Source organism: Elioraea rosea, from assembly GCF_007644105.1.
In the GTDB taxonomy this organism is placed as follows: Bacteria; Pseudomonadota; Alphaproteobacteria; order Acetobacterales; family Acetobacteraceae; genus Elioraea_A; species Elioraea_A rosea.
Genome location: NZ_VFAC01000018.1, coordinates 24,760 through 50,556 on the forward strand (window position 1 = coordinate 24,760; position 25,797 = coordinate 50,556).

Below are 25,797 nucleotides of genomic sequence, written 5' to 3' on the forward strand. Positions count from 1 at the left end.
CGGAGCCTCCATGGAGCGTTGAGTGCGCTACCGGTTCGAGTTCGCACCATTGCGGTGTCTTTGTCATTGAGCAAGGGTATGCACGCGCAGCACTCGGTTGCAAGGCCGGTCCGGCTACGAAATGCGCAGAAGGGCGAGATATCGCCGTCCAATATGGAGGAGATGCCGAGACAATGACGACAAAGCGCGAGCTGGGAGCGATGATCGATCGCGACAGGGAGGAGATCATCGACTTTCTCTGCCGCTTCGTGCGCGCGCCCTCGCCGAATCCGCCTGGCGACACGCGCGAGGCGACGGCGGTGATCACCGCCTTCCTCGACAGGCACGGCCTGCCATGGCGCACGGTCGCTCCGGTTCTGGAATGGCCGAACGTGCTCGGCACCTTCTCCTGCGCGCGCGAGGGGAAGCACCTCGTGCTGAACGGCCATATCGACGTCTTCCCCGTCGACGAGACGGAAGCGTGGGCGCACGCCCCCTGGTCTGGCGCGATCGCGGACGGAAAGATCTGGGGCCGCGGCGTGACGGACATGAAGGCCGGCACGGCGGCCATGATCATGACCTATCGCTATCTCCACGCGCTGCGTGCAGAGCTCGCCGGCAAGCTGACGCTCACCTGCGTCTCCGATGAGGAGACGTTCGGCCCCTTCGGTGCGCGCTGGCTTGTCGCGAACGAACCCGAGGTGCTGGGAGACTGCGTTCTGAACGGAGAGCCGTCCTCGCCGTTCACGATCCGCTTCGGCGAGAAGGCGCCGCTGTGGCTGCGCTTCACGGTCCGCACACCCGGGGCGCACGGCGCCTACACGCACCTCAGCGAAAGCGCGACGATCACGGCCGCGCGGCTGATCTGCGACCTCCAGGCGATCACCGGCGATGCGGTCGCCCCTCCCGGGCGGATCGGCGAAGCGCTCGCGGAAGGCGCGGAGGCGGCCGACCGTGCGATGGGCGCCGGCGCGGCCGATACGGTGCAGCGCTACACGCTCAACATCGGCACGATCCAGGGCGGCCTGAAGGTCAACATGATCCCGGGCTCGTGCAGCTTCGAGGCGGATTTCCGCCTTCCCGTGGGCGGCAGGAAGGAGGAGCTGCTTTCCCGGATCGCTTCCGTCCTCGCCCGCTACCCGAGCGTGACGATGGAGGAGCTGAACTTCACCGAGCCCGCGGCGTGCGACCCGTTCCACGAGATGGTCGGCTTCATGCGGGAGAACGCCAAGGCGGTCTCGGGCATCGAACCGCGCCCGATCCTTTCGCTCGGCGGATCGGACGCGCGGCTGTGGCGCCAGCGCGGCATCCCAGCCTTCATCTATGGCCCGCACCCGCGGGGCATGGGGCAGCGGGACGAGAACGTCGATATCGAGGAGTACCTGCACGTGGTGAAGGTGCATGTGCTCTCCGCCTTCGACTATCTCGGCGGCGCGCGGTGATCAGCCGACCGGCGCAGCGGCCGCTGCTGCTGGCGTAGGGCAAGGGGGCGCCGTGCGGCTTTCGCGCGGCGCCGGGAGGCCGTGCTGGCGCCCTCAGCCCGCACGGCCGTTTCGTCCCGCGCGGCCCGGGCCACGCGGCGGCCCGGCATCGCCGAGATCCATCGCCTCGAGCTCCTTGCGCGCCGCCTCGACATGGCGCCGCATCAGCAGTTCGGCGACCTCGGCATCCCGCTGGCGGAGCGCCTCGCAGATGCGGAGGTGGTCGTCATAGGCCTTCCCCGGCCGTCCGGGCTTGTGGCTGGTGCGATAGCGGAACAGCCGCGTCAGCGAGTAGAGATCCTCGCAGAGCAGCCTCTCGAGCCTGCGCGACTTGGAGAGCCGCGCGATGGCGAAGTGGAAGTCGAACGTGCCGTGTTCCTGGAAATACGCGGTGCCGCTGCGCACCCCCTCCTCCGCCCCATGGCGACGGAGCAGGCCTTCGAGTGCATCGGCCTCGGCATTGCTGATCCTCTGTGCAGCAAGGCGGCACGCAAGCCCTTCGAGATTGGCGCGGATCTCGTAGAGCTCGATCAGGTCCTCGCGCCCGAGCGCCACAACGCGCACGCCGGCATGCGGCAGCCGCACCACGAGGCCCCGCCCCTCGAGCTGGCGCAGCGCCTCGCGAAGCGGGCCGCGGCTGACGCCGAAACGCTCCGCCAGCGTCTCCTCGCCGAGCCTGCTGCCTGGCCCGAACTCGCCGATGACGATGGCGCGTTCGATCTGCTCGAACACCCGGTCGACATGCGTCTTGTGCTCCGCCGGCGGCGGATGGCTGAGCAGGGCGGTGGCGAGAAGATCAGCCTCCATGCGCCATCACCCATGATGCCGCGGCGAGCAGGCGTGCGTCCTCGCCGGGCCGCGCGAGAAGCTGCGCACCGATCGGCAGTCCCGCCGGGCCGCTCAGCAGGGGAAGCGAGACGGCCGGCAGGCCAAGCACCGTCCACACTGCACAGAAGGCGAAGTCACCCGTCGCAGTGCCCTCAGGCGCCTCGCCGGCGGCGGATGCGGCGAGCAGCACATCGTGGGGGCCGAACAGCACATCGATCTGCCGCTGCGCGTCCCCAGCGAGCCGCCGAGCCGCGAGGTACTGCTCGTAAGAGCAGGCGAGCCCGTGGCTGATGCGCCCCTCGCGCAGCGTGGTGCTGATCCGGTCCCAGTGGTTCTCGATCTCGTAGGTGAAGTTGCGCACGAACTCGAAGCTCGAGATCCAGCGGTGCTCATCGGTCAGGCGCGAGAAGGCGGGCGGCACCGCGATGTCGGCGACAGCCGCACCAGCCGTCCCCAGGGTCCGCGCAAGGCGCGACAGGGCATCTGCCGTGCCGGATTCCATGCGATCGGCCAGGAAATCGGCACAGAAGCCGATGCGCGGGGCGAAGCCTTGTGTCGACGGCGACGGCTCGGGCGGTATGCCGCGCAGCACGTCAGCGTAGAGCGCGACGTCGTCGACCGTGCGCGCGAACAGGCCCAGCCGGTCGAGCGAGCCCGCCGCGGCGCGAACGCCGGAGACGCTGATCGAGCCGTAGCTGGGAACGAACCCGACGACGCCGCAGAACGAGGCCGGGCGGATCGTCGAGGACGTCGTCTGCGTCCCGAGGGCAAGCGGCAGCATCATCGCAGCGACAGCCGCGGCGGAGCCGGAGGAGGAGCCTCCCGGGGTTCGCCGCGGATCATGCGGGTTGCGCGTCTTGCCGGGGTGGAGGTTGGCGAACTCGGTCGTCACCGTCTTGCCGAGCGCGATCCCGCCTGCCTTGCGCGAGAGCGCGACGCAGGCCGCATCGGCCGATGGGCGGTGCCCGGCATGGATCGGCGAGCCATACCCCGTGGGCATGTCGGCGGTGTCGATGATGTCCTTGATGCCGAAGGGGGCGCCGGCGATCGGCAGGGTCTTCGCCCCACCTCGCGAATCGAGCGCATTGGCCGCACGGCGTGCGCCCTCCGCATCCAGATGCTCGAAGGCCATGACCGTGGCCTCGCGCCGCGACACCTGCTCGAGGCAGGCCTCGACCACAGCGCGCGCCGTCGCATCGCCCTGGGCGATGCGACGGGCGGTCTCTGCCGCAGACAGTTCGTTCAGACGATGCGCTGCGATGGCGACCTCCTCCTATCGGCGCGAGGCAACGCGGCCCGGCTCAATCGGGCCGAGCGCCGGAAGCGCGGACCACGGGCGTCCACTTCTCCGTCTCGGCCTTGATGAAGGCCGCACAGTCCTCGGGGCTGGATGGCGTGGGCTCGATGCCGCGCTGAGCGAGTGCGGCGACGACTTCCGGGTCGCGCAGCGCGCCCGTTGCCGCTGCGTGCAGGGCGCGAACCACCGGTGCCGATACTCCGCGCGGCGCCATCATCGCGCTCCAGTCCGCCATGTCGAAGCCTGAGAGGCCTGGCGTTTCGGCGACGGCCGGAACGTCCGGCAGGAGCGCGCTCCGATTCTTGGTCGAAACGGCGAGGATGCGCAGCTTGTCTGCATCGGCCTGCGGCTTCGCGCCGGAGGCCGGCGTGAAGGCGAAGTCGAGGCGCCCTGCCATGAGGTCGGTGATCAGCGGCGCGCCGCCGCGATACGGAACGTGGACGTTCTTCAGCCCCGCCATCATGTTGAGCTGCTCGCCCGCGAGGTGGCCAGCGCCGCCCGAGCCGGAGGAGCCGTAGTTCAGCGGGTCGCGCCTTGCCGCCGCGACGAGGTCTGCCGTGCTGCGCCACGGGCGATCGGGCGGGATGGCGAGCACGTTCAGGATCATGCCGACGCGCGTGATCGGAGCGAGGTCGGTCTGAGGATCGAAGCTGAGATTGCCGTAGAGCGTCGGGTTGATCGACAGCCCGCCGATCGTGCCCATCAGGATCGTGTGGCCATCCGCCGGCGAACGGACGACATGCTCGGCAGCGATGTTGCCATGTGCGCCGGTGCGGTTCTCGACGACGACAGGCTGGCCGAGGATCGCCTGCATCTTCGGCGCCATCAGCCGCGCGGCGACATCCGTCGTCCCGCCTGGCGGGAAGCCGACGAGGAAGCGAATGGTACGGCTTGGGAACTCGGCCTGGGCGCGCACGGCAGGTGCTGCGAGAAGCGCGGGCAGGCCGGCCAGCACGGTTCTGCGGAAGGTCATGGGTCTCGTCTCCCTCATTGTTCCTGTTCCGGAAGCAGTGTGTCGCGCAACCACGCCGCGATCGCGCAGGCCTCGGCATCGCGGTCGGCGAAGCCGGCGATCTGCAGCCCGAGCGGCAGGCCATCGGCCTCAAGGAGGGGCAGAGCGAAGGCGGGCGCGCCGACCAGCGTCCATGGCAGCGCATAGTTGCGCGAGCCGGTGAAGCCATGGTCCTCGATCGCGGGTCCGCTCGAGCAGAGCATCACGAATCCGTCGGCGCGGCCAACGAACCGCGCGACACGGTCACGCAGGCGCTGCCTGTCGGCGAGTGCGCGTGCGTAAGAGGCGGGATCGAGCCTGGCCGCGCGCGCCAGGAGGTCCTGGATCCGCCCGCCGACCATCTCCGGCCCATGCGCGCGATAGGCCGCGAGCGGCCAGCGCGATTCCCAGGCGAGCAGGTCGTTCGCGAACTCGCCGATGCCTTCGAGCTCGGCCTCGAGCGCGGCGACGGCATCGTCGTTCCGTCTGTCGAGGATCGTCACGCCCGCCCCAGCGAGTGCCGCGACCACCGCCTCGAAGGCCGATCGCGCGGTCTCCGGCGTTTCCTTCCAGCCGAGCGTTTCGAGGCGAACCAGCGTCGCGGGTCGTTTCGCATCCGGCGCCAGCTCGGGCCCGGCGAGGCCCGCATGGGGCGGCGTGCCGCCGACGATGCGCGAGATGGCCATGCCGGTGGCCCACACGTCCTCGAGGCTCGCGCCGATCAGCCCGAGATGGTCGAGCGTCGCGGCGAGCGGGGCGACGCCGCCGACATGCAGCGCGCCATGCGTCGGCTTCAGGGCGTAGGCGCCACAATACCCCGCGGGGCGGATCGTCGAACCGTGCGTCTGCGTGCCGAACCCGAGCGTTGCCATCCCCGCCCCGACCGCCGCGGCGGAGCCGCTCGAGGAGCCGCCCGGCGTACGCGCCGTGTCGTAGGGGTTTCGCGTCGGCCCGGAATTGCCGCAGGCAAACTCGGTGGTCACCGTCTTGCCGATGACGACGGCACCGGCCTCGCGCAGAGCGAACACGCACGCCGCATCGGCGCGCGCGTCCCACCCCGCGTAGATCGGGCTGTTCATCTGCGTCGGAAGATCCGCCGTGGCGATCATGTCCTTCACCACGAGCGGCATGCCATCGACCGGCGAGCGCGGCCGGCCTGCTGCCCAGCGTGTCGTTGCCGCGTCGGCCGCCCGGCGCGCGGCAGCGAGGTCGTGCGAGACGAAGGCCCGGATGGCGGGCTCGTCGCTCTCCATCCGTGCGAGGCAGGCTTCGAGAAACGCGCGCGGCGTCGTCCGTCCGGTGCGGAAGGCGGCCGCCTCGGACACGTAGGGCCGAAGCAGGGGCTGCCGCGGATCGTAGGGACGGCGCAGCTGCGGGGCACCCGGGTCGAGCGGCACGACAGGCAGAACGGTCAACGCATCGCTCCTCGTCAGGACAGGATCAGGCCGGCGAAGCGCCGATGCGACACGGAAATGACAGTATTGTCAACAAAACTTGAACCCACACAGCCCGGAACGAAGCCGCGCCTCGCCAGACCCGCGCCAAACTGGCCCCTGTTGTGGCGAGGCATCGCTTGACAAACCCCTGGCTGAACGAAACGCTCCAAGATCGTCGACAATCCGGGGCACGGCCCCGCACAGCAAGAGGGCAGCAGCCGGGTGACCACGTTCAAGGACCGTATCGGCATCGATTTCGGCGCACGCCTGCCCATCGAGGAGGCCATCGCCTGGTCGGCGAGCCATGGCGTCAGCGTGATCGACGTGCGGCTGGGCGACACCGGCAACGCCTTCGGGGACTTCGATGCCAGGCGGATCGGGGCCGTGCGCGCATCGCTCGAGGCGCGTGGCATCCATCTCGGGCTGCACACGCTGTCGGCGGTGAACGTCGCCGAGACCGCGCCATTCCTGAGCGAAGCGGTCGAGGAGTACTTCCGCCGCTACATCGAGCTGGCGCGGCCGATCGGGGCGGGCTGGATCGTCCTGCATGGCGGCTTCCATTTCACCGGCGACTACGACCGGCGCATGGAGGCAGGCATCCAGCGCCTGCAGCGCCTTGGCGACCATGCTCGCGCCAACGGCATCCGGCTGCTGCTAGAGAACATGAACCCAGAGCCGGCGGATGCCGAGGTGCGCTACCTCGCCTGCGACGTCGAGGAATGCCGGGCCTACTTCGATCGTCTCGACCCCGAGATCTACGGGTGGACCTACACGGTCAACCACGCGCACATGCTTCCCATCGGCATCCGCGGCTTCTTCGAGGCGTTCGGGCCCGGGCGGATGGAGGAGGTGCGACTGGCGGACAATCGCGGCGGCAAGGAGGAGCATCTCCGCCCCGGCGAGGGCACGATCGACTTCGAGGACACCTTCGCGATGATCGAGAAGGCAGGCTATCGCGGACACTACATGCTCGCCTTCGGCACGATCGACGACATGCGCGAGGGCCGCGACAGTCTCGCCGACCGCGCGGTGCGCGCCGGCATCGCGCAAGCCTGACCCTCGGGAGGAAGCCCCCATGTCCAAGAAGGTCATCATCATGGCGCGCGTGAACGAGTACGCGCCGCGTGACCGCAACCCGCACGTGCCCTTCACGCCCGAGGAGATCGCCGAGACCGCCGCCGCTTGCCGCGAAGCCGGGGCCTCGATCGTGCATTTCCACGCACGCAACGCAGACGGATCCCCCTCGCACGACCCGGATGTCTATCTCGACATTATCCGACGCATCCGCGCGCGCACCGACATCCTGATCGACTGCACGCTGGGGCAGAACACGATCAAGGGCGACGAGGCGCGCGCCGCCCATATCGCGCGCATGCGCGAGACGCCCGGGGAGCGGGCGGACCTCGCGGCGGTCGATGTCGGCAGCACGAACATCGACGTGTACGACCGCTCGCAGAAGCGTTTTCTCACGACCGACCGCACTTACCTCAACACGATCGGCACCTGCATGTACCTCGCAGGAGAGATGGATCGCGCCGGCGTGAAGCCGCACCTCACCTGCTGGGCGATCCCCTTCCTGCGCGCCGCGGACGCGCTGCTCGACATGGGCGTCTTCACGGAACCGGCCTATGTCCAGTTCGCGTTCTGCGAGGGCGGCATCGTCGGCGGCCATCCCTGCACCATCGCGAGCACGCTCGCCTTCCTCGACGTCCTGCCGCGCGAGCGGCGCATCGAATGGACGGTGACGTGCAAGGAAGGCAGCATCCTTCCGGCCGCTGCGGTGGCGCTCGAGCGCGGCGGGCACCTCTCGCCCGGCATCGGCGACTATCCCTATCCGGAGCTCGGCTGCCCCACGAACGCAGAGCTCGTCCGCTTCTTCGCCGGCCTCTCCCGTGGCTTCGGCCGCGAGCCCGCGACACCGGCCGAGACGCGCTCCATGCTTGGCCTGCCCAAGGCCTGACGCTTCGCACCACTCCCGCCCGGAACCGATACGGAACACGCCCCATGAACAAGCTCATCATCAACGTCCGGCTGAACGAGTGGGAGATGCGCGGCCCGAATCCGCACATTCCCTACTCGCCCCGCGAGATCGCCGAGCAGGCGGCGCAGTGCCGCGAGGCGGGGGCATCGATCGTGCACGTGCACGCGCGCGGGCCGAACGGCGAGCGCAGCCACAGCCCCGAGCTCTATGCCGAGATCACCCGCGAGATCCGCGCGCGGAGCGACATCCTGATCCACACCACGCTCGGCAATGTCTACCTCGAAGGCGATGCGACCGATCGCGTGAAGCATGTCGAGGCCTCGAAGCCGGACATCGCGACGATCGACATCGGCAGCACGAACATGGACCGGTACAATCCGGCGGAGAAGCGCTGGGAGACGACCGACAAGGTGTACGAGAACAGCATCGAAAGCTGCATGTTCTTCGCCAAAACGATGCGCGAGCTCGGCGTGAAGCCGAGCCTGGGCATCTGGACGGTAGCGTTCATGCGCGCCGCGGCCGCGTTCATCGAGATGGGCCTGCTCGACAGCCCCGCCCTTGCGAAGATCCCGCTGTGCGGCGGCGGGCGCCTCGCGGGACACGACGCCACGCCAGAGGGGCTGCGCGCGTTCTTCCATGCCGTGCCGGCCGATGGCAGCATCCAGTGGGCCGTGTGCACCAAGCACGCCAACATCTTCCCCTGCGCCGCGCTTGCCATCTCCTCGGGCGGGCATGTCGCGCCGGGGCTCGGCGACTACCACTATCCCGAGCTCGGTTGCCCGACGAACGCCGACATCGTGAACCGCGTCGCGCGCATGTCGCGTGACATGGGGCGTGAGGTCGCCACCCCTGCCGATGCGCGGGAGATCCTGCGCATGCCTTCCCCCTGACCCAGAAGGAGACCGCCGCGATGCTCCCAGTCGGACGACGGACGCTTCTCGAAACGACCCTGCGCGCCGTGCTCCTCGCCGCACCCGGCCTTAGCCCGGCCTCGGCGCAGAGCGAGCCGACGCTGCGCATCGCAATCGAGGCAGAAATCACCTCGACGGATCCGCACTTCCACAACCTCGCGCCGAACAAGGCCGTCGCGGCGCATTTCTTCGACGCGCTGATCCTGCAGGACGAGCAGCAGAAGCTCGTTCCCGGCCTAGCCGTCTCGTGGCGCGCGGTCGACGAGCTGACCTGGGAGTTCAAGCTGCGCGAAGGCGTCACTTGGCATGACGGCTCGCCCTTCACTGCCGATGACGTTGCCTTCACCATCTCACGCGCGCCCTCGGTTCCGAACAGCCCCTCCTCCTTCGGCCTCTACCTTCGGCAGATCGCCGAGACGATCGTGGTGGATGCGCACACGATCCGCTTCCGCACGCATTCGGTGTTCCCGCTGATGCCGGTCTATCTCTCGACCTTCGGCATCGTGTCGCGCCGCCATGGCGAGGGGGCTACGACGGCCGACTACAACAGCGGCAAGGCGATGATCGGAACGGGGCCGTTCCGCTTCGTGTCCTGGACGCAGGGCGACCGGATCGTGATGGAGCGCAACCCGGACTACTGGGGCGGGGCGGCGCATTGGGCCTCGGTGACGACCCGGTTCATCCGCAACCCAGCCGCGCGGGTCTCCGCGCTCCTGGCCGGCGACGTCGACATCATCGACGCGCTGCCGACGAGCGACATCACGCGTGTCGAACGCGACGAGCGCACCCATGTCAGCCGCGCGATCTCGAACCGCAACATGTACGTGTTCGTCGATCATCTCGAGCGGTCATCGCCGCACGTGACGGACCGTCAGGGAAGGCCGTTGGCGCAGAACCCGTTCCGCGATCTTCGCGTCCGCCAGGCCGTCAACATCGCCATCAACCGCGAGGCGATCGTCAGCCGCGTGATGGACGGCGCGGCGGAGGCGACGGGCCAGCTCATGCCGCGCGACTGGTTCGGCTGGACGCCGACGCTTCCCCCACCGCCCTATGACCCGGCGCGCGCCCGCGCCCTGCTCGCCGAGGCTGGCTTCCCGGACGGGTTCAACCTGACGATCCACTGCTCGAACAATCGCTACGTGAACGACGACCGGATCTGCCAGGCGCTCGGCCAGATGCTGACGCGCGCGGGCATCCAGACGAGCGTTCAGCTTCTGCCCTTCGCCACCTGGATTACGGCGGCAAGCCGGCAGGAGTACAGCATGCTGTTCGGGGGCTGGGGCATCGACACGGCCGAGCCCTCGTCGCCGATCGGCTCGCTCCTCGCCACGCATGACCGCACCACCGGCCGCGGCGCCTCGAACCGCTCGCGCTACTCAAACCCCGAAGTCGACCGGCTTCTCGAGGAGGGGCTTGCGACGCTGGACGACGAGCGCCGGCGGCAGATCTTCATCCGCGCGACGGAGATCGCGATGCAGGATGTCGGGCTCGTCCCGACGCACCACCAGGTGAATCTCTGGGGCGTTCGCCGTGGCTTCCAGTACGCCGCACGTTCGGACGAGTGGACCCTCGCGGCGGGCGTGCGCCCGGGGAAATAGCCCGATCGCGTCGGGTTCCCCCGTCGCCCGCACGACGCGCGCGACACGCGAACCGCGCCGCCCGGGCCGGAAGCCGGCGGCCTGCCCGACGCTGCCGGCCGGGTTCCTCGATGCGCGCCGGATGGAGCCCTCCTACTGGAGCGACAGGATCCATCTCGTCAGGGCCTCGGCATCGTCCTGCGACACCTGCGGCTGTTCCGGCATCGGCATCTGGCCCCAGTTGCCCACCGTGCCTTCCCGGATTCTCTGGCTCAGCGTCTGGACGGCCGAGCCGTCATTCGCATACCGGCCGGCGATGTCCTTGAAGGGCGGGCCGATCATCCTGCGTTCGACGGAATGACAGGCGACGCAGTTCTTGCTCCTCGCGAGCTCGGCGCTGGCGAAGGCGTTCCATGGCGCGAGGAGCACGGCGGAAACGACGACGAGGCAGCGAAGGTCGAACATCGACACGGCTTTCATCCTGCGCCCTCCGGATGACACGGCTTGGCAGAAGATTGATCGCAAAGCCGCCGGCAGCCAAGCGGCCCTGTCACGCATCGTGACGGAGCCGGCGACAAGGCGGGGGCCGCACCACCCGAGGGGGCGGTGCGGCCTTTGCAGAACGAGCTCAGTTGCCGGGCTTGAGCTGGTAGATGTCTCCCTGGTCGGTGCCGACATAGAGGCTGCCGTCCGGCCCCTGGACGACGGACCGGAACCGGCCGGCTGGCATCGGAAGCGAGATGGTGGTGCGGTTCGCGGAGGACCCGTCCGCTGCGATGTCCAGCACATCGAGCCGGTTGCCCACCGGCGTACCGTGGATGCCGATGCCCATGAACGCAACGACCATGCGGCCGCTCCAGTCGCGCCATTGCGACCCGTTCAGGAACGTGCAGGACGACATGCCCTGCGACAGGCCGTCATTGTTCCAGGCAGGCTTCATCGCATCCGGGTAGGTCTTCGTGTCGGTCATCGGCATGAAGGCCGACCGCTCTGCCGGAGGAACGGCGCCCATCTGGTTTGGCATGTAGCCGCAGTATCCGTCAGGGCAGTCGCCACGCCCGGCGGTGTTCGGCCGGGGGTCCCACCCGCCATTGCCGCCGGCCCTGAGCAGCGTCACCTCGTCGCTGTGCCAGGGCCCGTTCTCCGCCGTGAACACCTGGTTGTTGCCAGGGCGGAAGCAGATGCCCTGAGGGTTGCGGTGCCCGTAGGTGAAGATCCGCGGGTCAAACCCCTGCGGCGCGTTGTTGCCTGCCGCGGGCCGTCCGTCCCGATCGATGCGCAGCACCTTGCCGCCGATCCGCGTCGGGCTTTGCGGCACCATGCCGTTGTGGGTGTCGCCGGTCGTCACGTAGAGGAAGCCGTCGCCGGGGCCGAAACGCAGGCGCCCGCCGTTGTGCGCGCCGGGATCGCCGAACGGGTGATTGCTGGCGGCAGGCTTGTAGGGAATGTCGGCGACGATGTCTGTCCTGTTGCTCACCCGGGTCATGTCGGGGTTGACCGTCAGACGGAGAACGCGATTGGTCCCAGGCGCCGTCATGTTCGACAGCGAGTAGACATAGATGAAGCGGTTCGAGGCGAACTCCGGGTCGATCGCCACGCCGTTCATTCCGGCCTGGCCGCTGCAGAACAGGTCTGCCGCCGTCTCCGGGTAACCTTGGGAATCCTTCATCCCGAGCAGCGGGGTGATGGTCCCCGACGGTGCGCGGACCGAGAGCCCGCGGCACTTCTCGGTAAAGAACATCGTGCCGTCAGGCAGGAAGGCCATGTCCCAGACCAGTTCCCGGCCGGTCACCACCGTGGTGCTGGCGAGGTTCGGCGCGCCGGATTGGGCCTGGGCGAAAACCGGGCCGGACAAGGCCACGGCCGCGACGATCGCGCCGGGCAACACGAAGCGGAAAGGTTTTTCCACCGCTCCCTCCCTCCGATTGTTTGTGCTGGCAGCCATTGATCCGAAGCGCGACGTGCCGGCCGGGCTGCGCGGCCTTCATCATCGTGCAGCCCCTGGCTCCGGTAGCCGAACCTCGGACTCGGGACGTTAGCAATTGCCTATCCGCAACGGAAAGGGAAAAGCCTGAGGCGTGGCGTGTCCGGATGCTGGATGGACGAACAGGGACACGCCAGAACCCTCGCCCGGCTCGCCGGGTCTCGGCGAGGGGAACAGGACCGCAAGCGGAATATTCCTGGAAGGAGCCGTCGGAACCAGCAATGTCATGTCGGCCGCGTGGGTTCGATGATTGATGGCCGATCGCCGTTCGGCCTGTCCCGCGAGTAGGACGGGCGGTCCTGTTGTGGCTGGATTCACCCATGATCGCGTCCGCTTCTTGCAGGGGCTTCGAGGACGCTCGATTTGACTGACACCGCCACCGGAACACGCCGGACCGATTCCCCGACACATGCGCGTGACATTGCCGCCGTCATCGAGGAGCTCGCTACCTCCCCGCACGGATTGACGAGCGAGGAGGCGAAGCGTCGGCTGCTGCGCAACGGCCGGAACACGCTGCCGACGGGCACGCGCCGGCACCCCTTCCTGCGTTTGCTGGCGCAGTTCAACAACGCCCTGATCTACTTCATGCTCGCCGGGGCTCTGGCAGCAGCGGTCCTCGGGCATCTGGTCGACAGCGGCGTGATCCTCGCCGTCGTTCTGGTCAATGCGATCGTCGGCTTCCTCCAGGAGGGCAAAGCGGAGAATGCCCTCGCCGCGATCCGCGGCCTCATCGCCCCCCAGGCGCATGTCCCGCGGGACGGCCACCTCATCAGCGTGCCGATGGCCGACCTCGTGCCAGGCGACATCGTCCTGATCGAGGCCGGTGACCGCGTGCCTGCGGATCTCCGCCTCCTGCGGGCCCGAAGCCTGCGCATCGACGGGTGAATGACGCTGCCTCGCTCAAGCGCGCCGATGTCCGCATCGCGATTGGCATCAAGGGCACCGAGGCCGCGAAGGAAGCCTCCCAGATGGTGCTGATGGATGACAACTTCGCCTCCATCGTCGCCGCCGTGTACGAGGGGCGTATGGTGCACGACAACATCCGCAAGGTCGATGAACGCCATTTTCGGCTCGAGCCCACTGACGGGGCCGGAGGGCGTGCTGATCTTCGCCATCGGCGCGGCGAGCTTCGTGCTTCTGAAAATCGAGAAGCACGTTCTGGGTGACCGGTTTCGGAGCGAGTTACGCTCAGGCGCTCCACCTATCGTCACCGCTGTCGATCGGTAGGCGATAAACCCCTCGCCGACATGAGCGCCGTGAGACGGGTTCGTGGGCGGGCCTAACGCGACCGCTGCCGACGCGTCTCCGCCGGCATCTGTCCGAACCGTTGACGGTATGTGGCCTTGAACCGGCCGGCATTGCTGAAGCCATAGCGGCGTGCGACCTGCGCGACCGAGCTGTCTTCCTCGCCGCGTTCGAGCGCACTCCTGGCTTGCTCGAGCCTGATCGTATACAGCGCCTGCAAGGTCGTCTTGCCGCGGAACCTGCGGAACGCGTCGCCGAGCGTCCTGACGCTGCACCCCGCGGCGGCGGCGATAGCGGCCATCCGGATCGGCTCCATGGCGTGCGCGGCCATGAAGGCCTCGGCCCGCCGGACATAGGCCGGAGCAGCCGTTGCCTGGCCCTGCTGCGCTGACCGTACGTGCATCGCTGCGGAGTAGTTGTGCGGCGCACCCTGAAGCACGAGTGCAACCAGCAGGTCGGTCATCGATGCGAGCGCCACGGCATTGCTCGCGATACCGTCCGGCCGCTCGAACTCGAGCGCCAGGAGATCCAAGTGCCGCTTCAGGCTGGCGCCCAGCCCGAAGCCCCAATCGACGCGGGGCGCGAACTGGAGAGGGCTGGGGAGATGCCGATCCAGCAGCCGTTCCAGCGTCGATTAAACCGCCCCAGCGTCGAGGAAGATGTTGACCCGCTCATTGTCGTCGCTGATCAGCAGCCGGGTGGCAGGCCCGGGGCGGAACACCAGCCCGCATTCCGGCGTCGCTGTCACTTCCACCGTGTCATTGATCAGGCTTGACCGGCCTTGCAGCAGCGTCGTGAAGCAGATGAGGCCGCTCTGCTCGCCGTCGATCGTCACGTCCGTCGCGAACCGGTTCGTGGCGTGTGCTGCAATGATCGAGCCCGCGCTGCGCGTGGCGAGGGTGAAGATCGGCCGGTCGAAACGCTGTCGCCACAGCGTCCGGTCCCGCAGCTGGTAGGCATAGGTGGTCTTCGGCTGCGCCACCCGCTCGACCACGCGTGATGTTCCGTCGAGCAGGCCACCGTCGCTCGTGGCGCTGACATCGAACAGCGGGAGCGCCATCGGATCGATGGCGTGCGCGTCCCCTCGCATTGCCGCTTCAACGTCCCCAGGCCGGTTACAGTCACCCGCATTGTCTCCGGTCCTGGTTCACGCGGCAACAACAGCGCGTCGCGGCGTGCATCGACCGGCCGTCGATGCCGTGGTCGCCGGGCATCGGCCCACCATGGCGTTCCTGCCCGAAGCACGGCTCGGACAGATTCGGCAGCCCGGGACAGATCCGGCAGAAAACCGGCTCGGGCGGCGCGAATGGCTCTTCAAGAGACTGCCGCCGAGGGACAAAACACTCATTTCATAACGGTAGGGGTCGTCGTGCTTGCCGAACGGGTGGCACGTCAACGGAATGCAGGGGACACGGGATGGGTAGGTTCTCGTCAGCACTATCGGCGCTCGCGCTTGCCGCAGGGATGGCCGCGGCCGGACCGGCGCAGGCGCAGGAGTACTACCGGATCACGCCGCAGTGGGTGCTGCCAGGGCCCAATCCGGTGCCGATTACGTTCCTGTTCGAATACTTCATTCAGGAACCTTACACCAATCCGTTCATCGACGCGGCTGTCGAGGTCCGCTCGAACGGGCAGGCCGTCATTGCATCTCCGACCTCATTCACGTCATCAGGGCTACGCGCCACAGCGTCTTACACCGCGACCTTCTCTTACTTCATGCCTGGCCTCTATGACATATACATGGATTCATTTGTATTTATGACTAAAGAGTACCGAGAAGAGGTCTATGATTATAGTGAATTCATTACGCGATAAATCAGATATTACGAAACAATCTATATTCCGTATGAGCCGGAGGAGTGCGCGAGGTTTGGTTTACCGTATCCCTGTGGCGACCTCGAATTTGAAGTAGAAAAAATTGACTATGTTACCGAAGAGATTAAGTACTATAAAACTGTCTACGATACCGTAGAGAATTTTGACTCCTGGCAGGACTACACGTTCTCGATCAACATTCCACTGGAAATGTTTATTGTCGGCGGCGGGGACGATGGGTCGAATGGCGGCGGCGGGAACAATGTCGGCGGCGGGAACGTCGTGACCGTCCCTGAGCCTGCCTCGCTGGCCCTGCTTGGCACGGGGCTGCTGGCAGTCCTCGGTCTCCGCCGGCGCGCCCGGGTGGCGTGAAGCCGGCGCGCGGGGCCGGTCGTTCCGGGCCACATGCGCTCTTTCATCAGCGTGACCGCCTGGCGCGGAGGACCGGCGCCGACCATCCACATCTGCCGCATCACGCAGCAGACGATCGGCGAACAGTCCGCGCCATAAGCACGGCCCATCACAAAAGAGAAAACTTGCGGCTCTTGAAGTGGCGTCCCGTGCACGATGAAGACGGGAACTGGAACGTGTCGATTCCTGCGGCCATTGGGGCGGATAGGCGCGGGTGTCCACCCAAATCGTCAAACATAGCTCGCGGACTGCCTGCTTCGCGTGCCCAACATGTAGACGCCGCTGTGGACATCGATCAGAGACCAGTCAGGGAGCCCTCGGCATAACTCGGTCAGCAACGCGTTGTTCACATATAGTCAGACGTCGCCGCTATGCGACGTCGCCTCTGCATCTCGCGAGCAGTGGGAGCGCCGTGCGCGCCTCACGCCAACGCAGCCTCGATGACCGAGACCACTGAGCGGGTCGAGAGCACGCGCCGCAGCGTAAAGCCGGCGGCGACGAGCAGGCCACGGAACTCATCCTCAGTCCGCTCGCGCGCTGCGCCAAGCATCGCCATCATCTGCATGTCGGAAAGATACGCCACATGCTGGCCACTTGCAGGGTCGGGGTCGAGGATCTGCTCGCCGATCAGCAACAGCGCCTGAGGCTTCATCGCCGCCCGGCACGCGCGCAAGATGGTCACGCAGTCCTCGTCACTCCAGTCGTGTAGCACCCGCACGAGCGTGTAGACGTCCGCTCCCTCTGGCACGCGCTCAAAAAAACTACCCTCGGCGATGGCGATCCGCCCGCCCATCAGCCCGTCCGGCGGAATGGCACGGATCACGTCCGAACGGTCAAGAAGCACCCCCCGCGCGTCGGGGAATCGCGCCAGGACCTGACGCAGCATCGCCCCATTGCCACCGCCGATGTCAGCGATCAGCCCGGCGCCGGAGAAGTCGTAGGCCGCCGCTATCGCCGCATGTCTGTCGTCAGGATAGTTCGCCATCATCGCGTCGTAGATGCGCCCCTCCTCGGCATGAGCTCGAAGATAATCAAAGCGTCCAATGCCCCATGCAGCCTCGTGCGGCACATTGCCGGTAAGAGCGACATCCAGCCGTTCCCAGGCGCGCCACGACCCGGGCGCCGTCCAAAATCGAGCGGCGTGGTGAAAGCTCTTGGGCGTGTCGGTGCGCAGCAAGCGGGACAGTGCCGTATGCGCGACTGTGCCGTCCGCTCTGACGGCAAAGACGCCGAAGGCGGAGAGGGCCCGGAGCACGCGCATCAAGGGCTGGGGGTGGACGCCGCAGTCGCGCGCCAAGTCGTTCAGTGCGACCTGGCCTTCGGGCGCGATCCGGTCGGCTATGCCGAGGTCGGCCACGAGGCGCAGCATGCGTGAAACCTGGAATCCTCTCAGCAGCAGATCGAGCGCGGTCCGGTCGTCCTGAGCATCTGGGGTCTCTGCCATGGCCCTCTCCCATACCGAGTTGCCGGGCATCAAGTCGGTGGCGAAACGCTGGCCGGGGTCCAACTCCGTGAGGTGGCGCTGGTGGAGTGCTGCCCGAACCCTCGTCGCTCATCAGTACGATCCGCGCCCGCCAGACATGGTGCTGCGGAATTTTGCGATCGGAGACCAGGCCATCCAGTTGCTCGCGATCGCCCAGTCAGAGCTGAATCTCAATCCCTTCCCTCATGCGCCCAGACTTGCGGGTCCACGCAAGCATGGGAAGCATCAACCACGATCAAAGCCCTAAAGCGATGAGCCGCCGCAAATCATGATCTGCTGCCCTGTGATGACATCTGCTTCCGGCCCGACCAGGAAGGCGGTCAGGGCGGCTACCTCTTCGGGGCGAATGTAGCGCCCTATGGGCGGCACCTTCGGAGGCGTGGCGCTTCGCGCGGGGTCGCGCAGCATTGGCGTGTCCGTGGTACCAGGCGCGACGATATTCACCGTGATGCGCCGGTGAAGGAGTTCCTGCGCCCAGGCCCGGGCCATCGGCACCAGTGCAGCCTTGGTGGCGCCGTACTGGCTGCGGCCGGCCACGCCGGCTGAGGCGCGGCTTCCGATTAGGACAATGCGCCCCCCGTCCGGCATCCTGGGCACCAGGATGTCGGCCAACCGGATTGCCGCATCGACGTGAAGTCGCCACAGCAGATGACCGGCGTTCAGGTCTAGGGAGCCAAGCGGTCCGGCGCGCGTGACGCCGGCGGCATGGATAAGGGCATTAGCATCGATGCCGGTCAGCGCGTTCACCAATGCAGCGTCGTCGAGCAGGTCGACGGCGCGATGCGTGAAGCCCGGTTCAGATCGTGCTGGATCGCGGCGACTGAGACCGGTTACGCGCCACCCGTCGCGGAGCAGGCGAGTGACGATGGCCTCCCCGATGCCGGAGCTTGCGCCGGTCACGACGGCATGGCCCATCTCTACCGGTGCCACCTGATCCCCCCGCCCACTTTGATGATATCGCCAACTGTAGGTGATACGGTTCCGAAATGTTAACCGGTCACGGGACCTCGCGGCAACATTGATGAACCCTGCGCCGCAATCGCGCGAGTTACTGCATGTGCCTCGACAATGAACAGCTGGGCTGCGGCGGGGATTGGATCGGCTGAGCGTCGCCTCAGAACAAGGACAGGTGGAAGCAGGCACCCGGGGCGAGCGATGAGACGCGCGAGGGGGCCGCTGACAGAACGCGGAGTGGGGGATCGTCGCGGCGATCCATCCGCTACTGGCAGCAAACGGTTGTAGGCACTGCATTCGACGCCGCAGCATCGGCAGCCGCTAACGTACTGAAAAGATTGGCGTCCCGTAGGGGATTCGAACCCCTGTTACCGCCGTGAGAGGGGCGTGGCAAAGCCTATCGCTTTTCCTTAGTCATCCTCCAAAGTCCAGTCATTCGCTGATCTACAGGCCATTGCGTCCATACGTGTCCCTTGTGATCCGCGCCGGTATATGGGAGAAATATGGGAGATCTCCCATAGCCATTACCGGAGGCCTGAATGCCCCGTGCCATTCGAGACGCGAAGCTGGACACCGAAGCCGCCAGGCTGCGGCTGAAGCCCCGAAAGAAGCCCTATTACCGGCTGATCGCCGCGGGCCTTCACCTTGGCTACTACGCTGGCGAACAGAAGGCGCGCGATGGCGGCGATCGGGTTCGCCGCGGCGTATGGATTGCGCGTCGCTACCTTGGCGATGGGGCATATGAGACAGAGCGGCTTGCGCTGGCCGATGATCGCAGCCCTGCCGATGGCCAGCAGGTGATGACGTTCGCGCAGGCTCAGGAAGCCGCGCGCACGTGGGATCAGAAGCACCGGGCCGCGCCAGGGACGGCTCCCCTTCCCTCCGTCCGTGACGCCCTGGCAGCGTATAGCGACACCAGGAAGCAGCGTGCGGCGCGCGCGGGTAAGGATGCAGAGGCGCGACTCGAACGCCACGTGCCTGCCGATGATCCACTTGCCGCCCTGCCTCTCGACAAGGTTTCGGCGGAAGCGTTGGCCGCGTGGCGGTCACGCCGGCTTTCAGCATTGAAGCCAGCGACGGCAAACCGGCTGATGAACGATCTAAGGGCCGCACTCAATGGCGCCGGCCGGCTGCACCGGCGCAACCTGCCGACAGGGTTTGAACTCGAGATCCGCGAAGGGCTGAAAGGCATTGCGGATGCGACTACGGCTCGGAAGCAGATCCTTAACGACGCAGACGTGCGGCGCGTGCTCGAGGGCGCCATGGCGATCGATCCGGAGGGCGATTTCGGGCGATTAGTGCTCGTGCTCGCGGGAACGGGCTGCCGGTTTGGGCAGGCTGCGAAGCTGACGGTTGCCGATGTGCAGGTGGCACAAGCACGGATTATGGTTCCGGCCAGCGCCAAGGGGCGGGCGGGCCGCTCAAAGCCGCCGATCGCTATTCCGGTAGGCAGTGACGTGATCGACGCCCTGCGGCCCGCTATGGCCGGCCGCGGCGGCCATGAACCGTTGCTGATGCGCTGGCTACACAAGCGAGCGCCGGTGACGCCGCAGAACGCAGGACGCATCGAATGGATACGCGACCGGCGCGAGCCTTGGCGCGTCGGGGCTGACATGGCGAGGCCATGGGATGAAGCGATCGCAGCGGCGAGACTGCCGGCGGGGATCGTGCCCTATGCGCTGCGCCATACCAGCATCGTGCGCGCACTGACGAAGGGGCTGCCGCTGCGCCTCGTGGCCGCGATGCATGACACGTCCGTTGCGATGATCGAAAAGCACTACGCCGCATACATCGTGGATGCGACGGAAGAATTGATGCGCAACGCGATCACACCGCTTGCGCCAACGCAGCCCGCAAGGCTTCGCGCGGTGTAGCCATGACCAAGCGATCGAACGGCAAACGAAAAGCCGCGGAAGCGAGGCTTCATCGCGAGAAATCCGAAGCCTTCGCGGCGTTCCTGGCCGCGCACGAAAACGCAGGGAAGCGGAGGTTTGCGCTGTGGAAGTTTCGGCTCGCAGCACTCTTGCTGAAGCACTTCCCGGAGTTTTTTGAACGGACGCCCAAAGCTGCGGGCTTCTATCGAGGCAACGCAAATCAAGCGCACGTTCGCAGGAAATTGGGAGAGATTGAGGGACAGCCGATAGAGCTACATCGCATCCCCGATCCGCCGCAGAAGTCAGCGTGGGAGTCATTCGAGCTTCCGGCCAAAGCCAGTGCCGAAGAGGATGACGAGGGCATCCCCGGTCATCTTGAAACCTTTGTATGGGATACGGAAGAGAAGCGCGCCTATGCGAATGAGCTTTCTCTCCGATGGGGCGCGCAGGTTCGCTACCTAGCGCGGGAGGCCAACACATCGTTGCGCGCTGCCGCGCCCGTGGTGCTGGACGAAGAGCTCGCGCAGCGCGGGCTCCACTGTCCTGCATCGCGCACCGCTCGCGAGCTCGCAGAAGCGTTGCTTGAAGCCTCAAGAAGCCGTCGACTGCAGCACATCTCCGCCGGATCGCGAGCTAACTGCCGCTGCTCGCTGAAGGTATCGGCTCGGATCCTGAAAGAGCGGCAGTCGCGACATACCGCTTACCGCAAAGGCATGATCGAGGCGATGCGAAAGGCCGCAACCGGCCCATTTTGAATCAATAGATTACGCGTTTTTCACCGACAACTTAAGAGTCGGCAAATCGCGGCTCCATAGCAGTCCTAAGAACAATCCAGGACAGGCATGGAGGCCCCGAATGGATCAAGCAACTCACACCCCCGCTCTAGCCCTGCCAATCCCGGCAGCCGCGAGCGCGATCGGCATCTCTCGGAGCGCATTGTTCCTCGAGTTAAAGGCCGGGCGCATTGAGCGGGTCAAAGTAGGCGCTCGCACAATCGTTCCGGTCGCGAGTTTGCAGCGCTGGCTAGAGGCGCGACGCATCGCATCGGCTGCCGAATCACAATCGGCCAGCTAGTCACAACCCCTGAAAAGAAGGCGGCCCCGAAGCGTTGGCGCGCGACGGGGCCGAAGGAAAATCACATGAAGTCGGTAACATATAACCCAGTTGAGTCGCCGATGGAACTGAGCGACCTGCGGCCGGGCACAATCCGGGTGGACTCCGCGAACGGTGCGGACTTCCTGTACAGGCTTGTCGGCAAGCGCCAGTACATCCGGAAGGATGGCGATGTTTCTACCGTCCTGACTTGGAGCGGACGCTGTGCGGTTTGCCATCGTGAATTCACGTCCCCCTCCTGGTTAGGGGCGGACGCGTTGCCCCGCACGTGCGTTGCCCACCGCGGTCAATGGCACTCAGGCAGCGCAAAGCGCCGCCGCGCCACGGTCGGCAAAGCGTGAGGGCCGCGAGCATGTCGCATCAACTCGCGAAGGATCTACACGCGAGCGGCTTCCGCGTGTTTGAGATCGTCCCCCAGACAAAGCGACCGGCTCTCAGAGGGTGGCAGGCTCGCGCCGAGAAAGGCGACCTCTCATACTGGAAGGAGGGATGCGCTGTCGGCATTGCGACCGGCGGCCCATATCCGAACGGCAAGTACCTCGTTGTCATCGATGTCGACAACAAGCCTAGCGAAAATCGGGACGGGTTCGCGTCTCTTGCCGCGCTCGAGAAGGCGAATGAACCGCTCCCGCATTGTCCGCGTGTCAGAACCCGGAGCGGTGGCAGACACTACTACATGTGGTCGCCAGTTCCGGTGGCCAACGGCGTTGGCCGCGTCGATGCAGATGGAAAGCTACACGGCATCGCGAACGGTATCGACATCAGGGGTACCGGCGGCCTTGTCGTGGCACCCGGGCAGATGGGTTACTCCTGGGAAGAGGATAGCGCCACCTTCCAAGAGTTCTTCAGGGCGGGAGAGTGGTGATCCATGTTCATGGAAGTCCCGGATTGGCTCCTCGGTAGCCTCAACCGCCCACGCGATCGCTCCGAGTTCGCGGGTGAGTGCCTCTTGCCGGAGGACTCCGCTTCGACCAGGGCGCTTGCGATACGCGAGATCATGGCGCTTGGGCCAGCGATCGCGGGCGCCGGTGGCGACCCCCACACGATCGTGGTGGCAAACCGCGCCTTGGATTTCGTCACCCCCGCGACTGCGCTCGAGATCATGGATGAGTACTGGAACGAGGAGTGCGCGCCCCCTTGGGATGTCGAGGACTTGGAGAGGAAAATTGCGTCCGCGGCGAAGTCGCGGAAGAACCCAATCCAGTACCTCGCGCCGGAAGCAAATTTCGAGAAGGTGGAAATCAGTCCGGTTGGGACGGGTGGTGATGAAGACAGCGATGACGAAGGGCTGCGCGTCGAGCACGCGCCGGATGTGTTTTTCGACGTCAGTGCCCCGGAGACGCTGAAAGGCGTCATCGGCTGCGGCAGCGTCACAATGCTGTACGGCGCACCGAACGAGGGAAAAACCTTTGTCGCCATGGATTTCATGGCAGCGGTGGCCAAAGGCGAGCCATGGATGGGGCGAAAGACGCGCCAGGGACTCTGCCTCCATGTGGCGATGGAAGGCGAGGCGGGCATCAAGAAGCGATACACGGCGCTGCACAGGGAGAAAGGGGCCAACGGCCTCTATCTCATGACGGAGCTGCTCGCCCTCACATCAGAGACAAATCGGGACACTCGCCGGCTGATTTCGGCATATCGGAAGCTGCTCAACGCCACCGGCATGTCGCCAGGCGTCATATGCATCGACACGGTGGCGCTGGCCATCGGTGGCGATGAGGACAAGACAGAGAACGTCTCTCCCTTCCTGAAGGCCATGAGGCGCATCGCACAGGACACTGGGGCCACGGTGCTTCTGTTGCACCATCCGGGGAAGGACGAGAGCCGCGGGCCTCGAGGATCGTCCGGCTTCAACGGGAACGTCGATCAGACGCTATACATGAAGAGGGGCAGGATCATCCTGCAGAAGGTCCGCGACGGGTCCAAGGACAAGGCGATGACGTTCAGCCTGCGCGTGGTCGAGATAGGGAGAGATGCTGACGGCGATCCGGTGACGACGTGTGTGGTGAGAGACGGCGCCGCATCGATCGCGGATGATTTCGATCCGCCAGTCGCGCGGCTAACTCCGGCGTTGCGCGCGGCGTTCGATGCGGTGGCCGGGGCCGCTGCCGAAATTGGAAAGCCCGAAGGGGAAATGGTCTGGCTTCCTCGAGCCGACGCGACCAAGGCGGCGCAAGTGGCAAAGCGGAAGGCGGGCAAAGGAAACAGCGCGGGAGCGCGGGCTGTAGATGATCTAGTGAAGAAGGGAGCATTAGAGCGGCGCGTGGTAGGTGGGCGCATCGAAATCGGCGTTCCTGCGGAGTACGTCACACCACGGGCGGCGCCGGTTTCGCACTCTGGCCAGGGGGTGGGGAATGCCGTGCATTGATGCGCACCGCTGCGCACCAACTGCGCACCAGTGCGCACCAGTGCGCTGGCCCATGATGCGCACCATGCGCACCGCACCCTATGTGCGGTGCGCCGGTGCGCAGGGCTTGGTGTTGGGAAGTTTTTTGAACCCCTCCCCCGCCCCCCGTGGCCACAAAGCATGCCCCGTGGTGCCGCTCCATGAGCGCTGACGACACCCACGCCCCTCGCCGTACACGCAAGCCGGTGGATGTCATCCGCGAATTAGCACGGCTCACGCGGGGCGAGAGCAATAGAGCCAAGCGAGCGAAGCGCGAGGCGATTGCGAAGGCGAAGAAGACGCGCCGCCGCCGCTACGCCAAGCGCATGGTGCCGAAGCCGCTGCCGATCCATCGGCGCCCGACCTTTGCGGAATTGCACGGTGGCCGCGCATGCTTCGGCCCCTGCGGTGCGGAACATCTATTGCCGCAGCTGCCACCCGGCGAATGGATGACGGCACGCGAGATCCGGGAGAGATACGTTCCTGATTGGTCCGCTGCTCGCGTTCACACGACGCTGGAAGCCCTCCGGAATCGTGCCGCAGTGGAACACCGGCCAGGGCTGCAACGTGGCCCCATGCGGCCTGGGATGGCGGCCTGGATGCACGGCGCCGATGCTCTCGCGCGGTGGCGGCGAAGGCCCGATCACGTGTTGGCTTACGCGCATGCGCCAGCCATTCATCGGCCAACATAAATCGCCTTGAATATTTGCCAATACGGCACTTGTGCGAAAATCAGTGTCCGTCATCGACCAACAATGTCGAGTAACTGCGCCTTTGTTCCTTACAGGCTGAATATTCCCCTATTTATCCCCTTAGCTCCTTTGCTGCAGACTTCCGGCCAAACCCAGGAGGAAAAGTCCCGATGTTGCATCGAAGTCCGTGCGGGACGCCAGAAAACTCATCCAACCACCTGATCGGATTGTCTTTTATCTCCGCGCTAGTCGGGGCCCACGCCGGCCCCCACAGTTCGCCTTCGTACCTCCGGTTGTGATGGTTATGCGCACATTGCTGACGGCGCGGCCGACTTCGTTTTCGCACCCTACCCCAGCCAGTTTGATCGCGCGCCCGTGGAGTATGAACGACCCTGGGTAGGTCGTGTAATGTTCTTGTTCTGTTCGATTGCCACGCTTACGCTTCGTGGATGACCGATGAAAAGCTCGTCCCCGTAGATCGCGCCAGTTTTGTCGCCGCCCTATCCTACGCGCTCAGGTTCCGAAGAAGTGGCCAGGCGCACCGGCACGCTCACGAGCTGTCCGCGCACATCGTGGCCGAAATTTTGGCCGAGCACATCGAGATGTCCGGGCGGGTGGTGCTGCGCCCCATGACATCGCTGGCGCCATCTACCGCTCGCGATAGTACGGCCGAACCCAATGGCTCGACCTAACCCTTCCTGCGCCACCTGTACCAACGAAACCGACGCTACTTGATGGCATGGCGCTTCCCCCGCCTCCAATCCCAAGGAGGATCGAAGCGCCCTGCCCATATTCCCCTTCGCGCACTCTGCGCTTCGGCTTCCTCGCTTATGTAGTCGTGACCAAAGCGACGGTAGGCGATAGCCCATCCCTCACGAACCATCCACCCGCCCAGGTCGATCCCGTCAAGGCTGCATCGCGCCATGACGCGCCGGTTTCTGTCTCGGCCCATTGGCTGGCAATGGACGATCCGTTGCCGCGCGCGCTGGTAAAGCACTTCGGCAGCATGCTCCCCGCACGGCCATCGCCTCCCGCCACTACTGATGCACGTCTGCCTGAGTTCAGGAGCGTCAATTGCGTGCAGGCGGATCACTATACCGTCGATTTCAAGCGTATCACCGTCGATCACAATAGGCCGCCCGCTGATCAAGGTGGCGACCGCAGGAGCCGACCAGGACATGCAGGCGCAGGCAAGGCTGACAGCAATACGCAAGCCGGCCAGGCGCCACACGCGTCGGCTTGCGCTAACTGCCGGCCGGGTCGAGTAGCGGATGTTCAGGGAGTTGCTGCTGCCTTGCTGACGGCCAATTGGAGCGCAGCCTCCCCTATCCCAGGTCTAGCGCCGCCGGGTGCCCCATC

25 protein-coding genes and 1 tRNA gene are annotated in these 25,797 nt (G+C 66.1%); 14 read left to right on the plus strand and 12 right to left on the minus strand.

The window, feature by feature from the left end; translation table 11 throughout:
- Window positions 1-173 precede the first annotated feature (173 nt).
- The gene (locus FIF60_RS12365; RefSeq protein ID WP_144186394.1) at window positions 174-1,421 is read left to right on the plus strand and encodes a M20/M25/M40 family metallo-hydrolase; all 1,248 of its coding nucleotides are present in this window, start codon (window positions 174-176) and stop codon (window positions 1,419-1,421) included.
- A gap of 93 nt (window positions 1,422-1,514) precedes the next feature.
- Here FIF60_RS12365 and FIF60_RS12370 read toward each other — a convergent pair whose 3' ends face one another.
- The 4 genes from FIF60_RS12370 to FIF60_RS12385 form a co-directional block, all read right to left on the minus strand.
- A complete protein-coding gene (locus FIF60_RS12370; protein WP_144186395.1) occupies window positions 1,515-2,267 on the minus strand; it encodes a GntR family transcriptional regulator in 753 nt (250 codons plus the stop codon).
- The gene (locus FIF60_RS12375; RefSeq protein ID WP_158639189.1) at window positions 2,257-3,468 is read right to left on the minus strand and encodes an amidase; all 1,212 of its coding nucleotides are present in this window, start codon (window positions 3,466-3,468) and stop codon (window positions 2,257-2,259) included. The genes FIF60_RS12370 and FIF60_RS12375 overlap by 11 nt, the downstream gene beginning before the upstream one ends.
- Before the next feature lie 121 nt (window positions 3,469-3,589).
- Window positions 3,590-4,558, minus strand: a complete 969-nt coding sequence (locus tag FIF60_RS12380; protein WP_158639190.1) for a Bug family tripartite tricarboxylate transporter substrate binding protein — start codon at window positions 4,556-4,558, stop codon at window positions 3,590-3,592.
- Between the two features lie 14 nt (window positions 4,559-4,572).
- Window positions 4,573-5,991, minus strand: a complete 1,419-nt coding sequence (locus FIF60_RS12385) for an amidase (RefSeq protein WP_144186398.1) — start codon at window positions 5,989-5,991, stop codon at window positions 4,573-4,575.
- A gap of 243 nt (window positions 5,992-6,234) precedes the next feature.
- Between FIF60_RS12385 and FIF60_RS12390 the strand changes: the two genes are divergently transcribed.
- The 4 genes from FIF60_RS12390 to FIF60_RS12405 are packed head-to-tail and all read left to right on the plus strand — an operon-like array spanning window position 6,235 to window position 10,502.
- Entirely contained in the window at window positions 6,235-7,068 is an 834-nt protein-coding gene (locus tag FIF60_RS12390) for a sugar phosphate isomerase/epimerase family protein (protein WP_144186399.1), read from the plus strand.
- A 19-nt stretch (window positions 7,069-7,087) separates the two neighbouring features.
- Window positions 7,088-7,972, plus strand: coding sequence for a BKACE family enzyme (locus tag FIF60_RS12395; protein WP_144186400.1), 885 nt, complete (start codon window positions 7,088-7,090; stop codon window positions 7,970-7,972).
- Window positions 7,973-8,016: 44 nt separating this feature from the next.
- Complete coding sequence (locus FIF60_RS12400; RefSeq protein ID WP_144186401.1) at window positions 8,017-8,883, plus strand: BKACE family enzyme; 867 nt, start codon at window positions 8,017-8,019, stop codon at window positions 8,881-8,883.
- Between the two features lie 20 nt (window positions 8,884-8,903).
- A complete protein-coding gene (locus FIF60_RS12405) occupies window positions 8,904-10,502 on the plus strand; it encodes an ABC transporter substrate-binding protein (RefSeq protein ID WP_144186402.1) in 1,599 nt (532 codons plus the stop codon).
- A 132-nt stretch (window positions 10,503-10,634) separates the two neighbouring features.
- Here the strand turns inward: FIF60_RS12405 and FIF60_RS12410 are convergent, their stop codons facing one another.
- On the minus strand, window positions 10,635-10,946 hold the full coding sequence (locus FIF60_RS12410; RefSeq protein ID WP_144186444.1) for a c-type cytochrome: 312 nt from the start codon (window positions 10,944-10,946) through the stop codon (window positions 10,635-10,637).
- Window positions 10,947-11,109: 163 nt separating this feature from the next.
- Window positions 11,110-12,390, minus strand: a complete 1,281-nt coding sequence (locus tag FIF60_RS12415; RefSeq protein WP_204251184.1) for a PQQ-dependent sugar dehydrogenase — start codon at window positions 12,388-12,390, stop codon at window positions 11,110-11,112.
- Window positions 12,391-12,828: 438 nt separating this feature from the next.
- On the opposite strand from FIF60_RS12415, the gene FIF60_RS12420 reads away from it, so the two are divergent.
- A complete protein-coding gene (locus FIF60_RS12420) occupies window positions 12,829-13,350 on the plus strand; it encodes a cation-transporting P-type ATPase (protein ID WP_204251185.1) in 522 nt (173 codons plus the stop codon).
- Window positions 13,347-13,631, plus strand: a complete 285-nt coding sequence (locus tag FIF60_RS12425; RefSeq protein WP_144186403.1) for a hypothetical protein — start codon at window positions 13,347-13,349, stop codon at window positions 13,629-13,631. The genes FIF60_RS12420 and FIF60_RS12425 overlap by 4 nt, the downstream gene beginning before the upstream one ends.
- A gap of 113 nt (window positions 13,632-13,744) precedes the next feature.
- Here the strand turns inward: FIF60_RS12425 and FIF60_RS12430 are convergent, their stop codons facing one another.
- On the minus strand, window positions 13,745-14,242 hold the full coding sequence (locus tag FIF60_RS12430) for a helix-turn-helix domain-containing protein (protein WP_144186404.1): 498 nt from the start codon (window positions 14,240-14,242) through the stop codon (window positions 13,745-13,747).
- Between the two features lie 102 nt (window positions 14,243-14,344).
- Complete coding sequence (locus FIF60_RS12435; protein ID WP_144186405.1) at window positions 14,345-14,770, minus strand: hypothetical protein; 426 nt, start codon at window positions 14,768-14,770, stop codon at window positions 14,345-14,347.
- A 356-nt stretch (window positions 14,771-15,126) separates the two neighbouring features.
- On the opposite strand from FIF60_RS12435, the gene FIF60_RS12440 reads away from it, so the two are divergent.
- Together FIF60_RS12440 and FIF60_RS12445 are read left to right on the plus strand one after the other, a co-directional pair.
- Entirely contained in the window at window positions 15,127-15,525 is a 399-nt protein-coding gene (locus FIF60_RS12440; RefSeq protein WP_144186406.1) for a hypothetical protein, read from the plus strand.
- Window positions 15,526-15,735: 210 nt separating this feature from the next.
- Window positions 15,736-15,897, plus strand: a complete 162-nt coding sequence (locus FIF60_RS12445; protein WP_144186407.1) for a PEP-CTERM sorting domain-containing protein — start codon at window positions 15,736-15,738, stop codon at window positions 15,895-15,897.
- Window positions 15,898-16,357: 460 nt separating this feature from the next.
- On the opposite strand, the gene FIF60_RS12450 is transcribed toward FIF60_RS12445, so the two are convergent.
- The 3 genes from FIF60_RS12450 to FIF60_RS21595 form a co-directional block, all read right to left on the minus strand.
- On the minus strand, window positions 16,358-17,380 hold the full coding sequence (locus FIF60_RS12450; protein ID WP_144186408.1) for a methyltransferase: 1,023 nt from the start codon (window positions 17,378-17,380) through the stop codon (window positions 16,358-16,360).
- A gap of 282 nt (window positions 17,381-17,662) precedes the next feature.
- The gene (locus FIF60_RS12455; protein ID WP_144186409.1) at window positions 17,663-18,334 is read right to left on the minus strand and encodes an SDR family NAD(P)-dependent oxidoreductase; all 672 of its coding nucleotides are present in this window, start codon (window positions 18,332-18,334) and stop codon (window positions 17,663-17,665) included.
- A 378-nt stretch (window positions 18,335-18,712) separates the two neighbouring features.
- Window positions 18,713-18,778 (minus strand) — tRNA-Glu (locus tag FIF60_RS21595).
- 134 nt (window positions 18,779-18,912) lie between these two features.
- Here FIF60_RS21595 and FIF60_RS12460 point away from each other — a divergent pair.
- The 5 genes from FIF60_RS12460 (at window position 18,913) to FIF60_RS12480 (ending at window position 24,438) form a co-directional block, all read left to right on the plus strand.
- On the plus strand, window positions 18,913-20,247 hold the full coding sequence (locus FIF60_RS12460) for a tyrosine-type recombinase/integrase (protein ID WP_144186410.1): 1,335 nt from the start codon (window positions 18,913-18,915) through the stop codon (window positions 20,245-20,247).
- A 2-nt stretch (window positions 20,248-20,249) separates the two neighbouring features.
- Window positions 20,250-21,002 (plus strand): hypothetical protein, encoded by a 753-nt coding sequence (locus tag FIF60_RS12465; protein WP_144186411.1) that lies wholly within the window; start codon window positions 20,250-20,252, stop codon window positions 21,000-21,002.
- A 710-nt stretch (window positions 21,003-21,712) separates the two neighbouring features.
- Window positions 21,713-22,225, plus strand: a complete 513-nt coding sequence (locus FIF60_RS12470) for a bifunctional DNA primase/polymerase (protein ID WP_275426717.1) — start codon at window positions 21,713-21,715, stop codon at window positions 22,223-22,225.
- A gap of 3 nt (window positions 22,226-22,228) precedes the next feature.
- Window positions 22,229-23,728, plus strand: a complete 1,500-nt coding sequence (locus tag FIF60_RS12475; RefSeq protein ID WP_144186413.1) for an AAA family ATPase — start codon at window positions 22,229-22,231, stop codon at window positions 23,726-23,728.
- Between the two features lie 179 nt (window positions 23,729-23,907).
- Window positions 23,908-24,438, plus strand: a complete 531-nt coding sequence (locus tag FIF60_RS12480) for a hypothetical protein (protein ID WP_144186414.1) — start codon at window positions 23,908-23,910, stop codon at window positions 24,436-24,438.
- Window positions 24,439-25,165: 727 nt separating this feature from the next.
- Here the strand turns inward: FIF60_RS12480 and FIF60_RS22385 are convergent.
- Complete coding sequence (locus tag FIF60_RS22385) at window positions 25,166-25,618, minus strand: thermonuclease family protein (protein ID WP_408869868.1); 453 nt, start codon at window positions 25,616-25,618, stop codon at window positions 25,166-25,168.
- Window positions 25,619-25,797 lie beyond the last annotated feature (179 nt).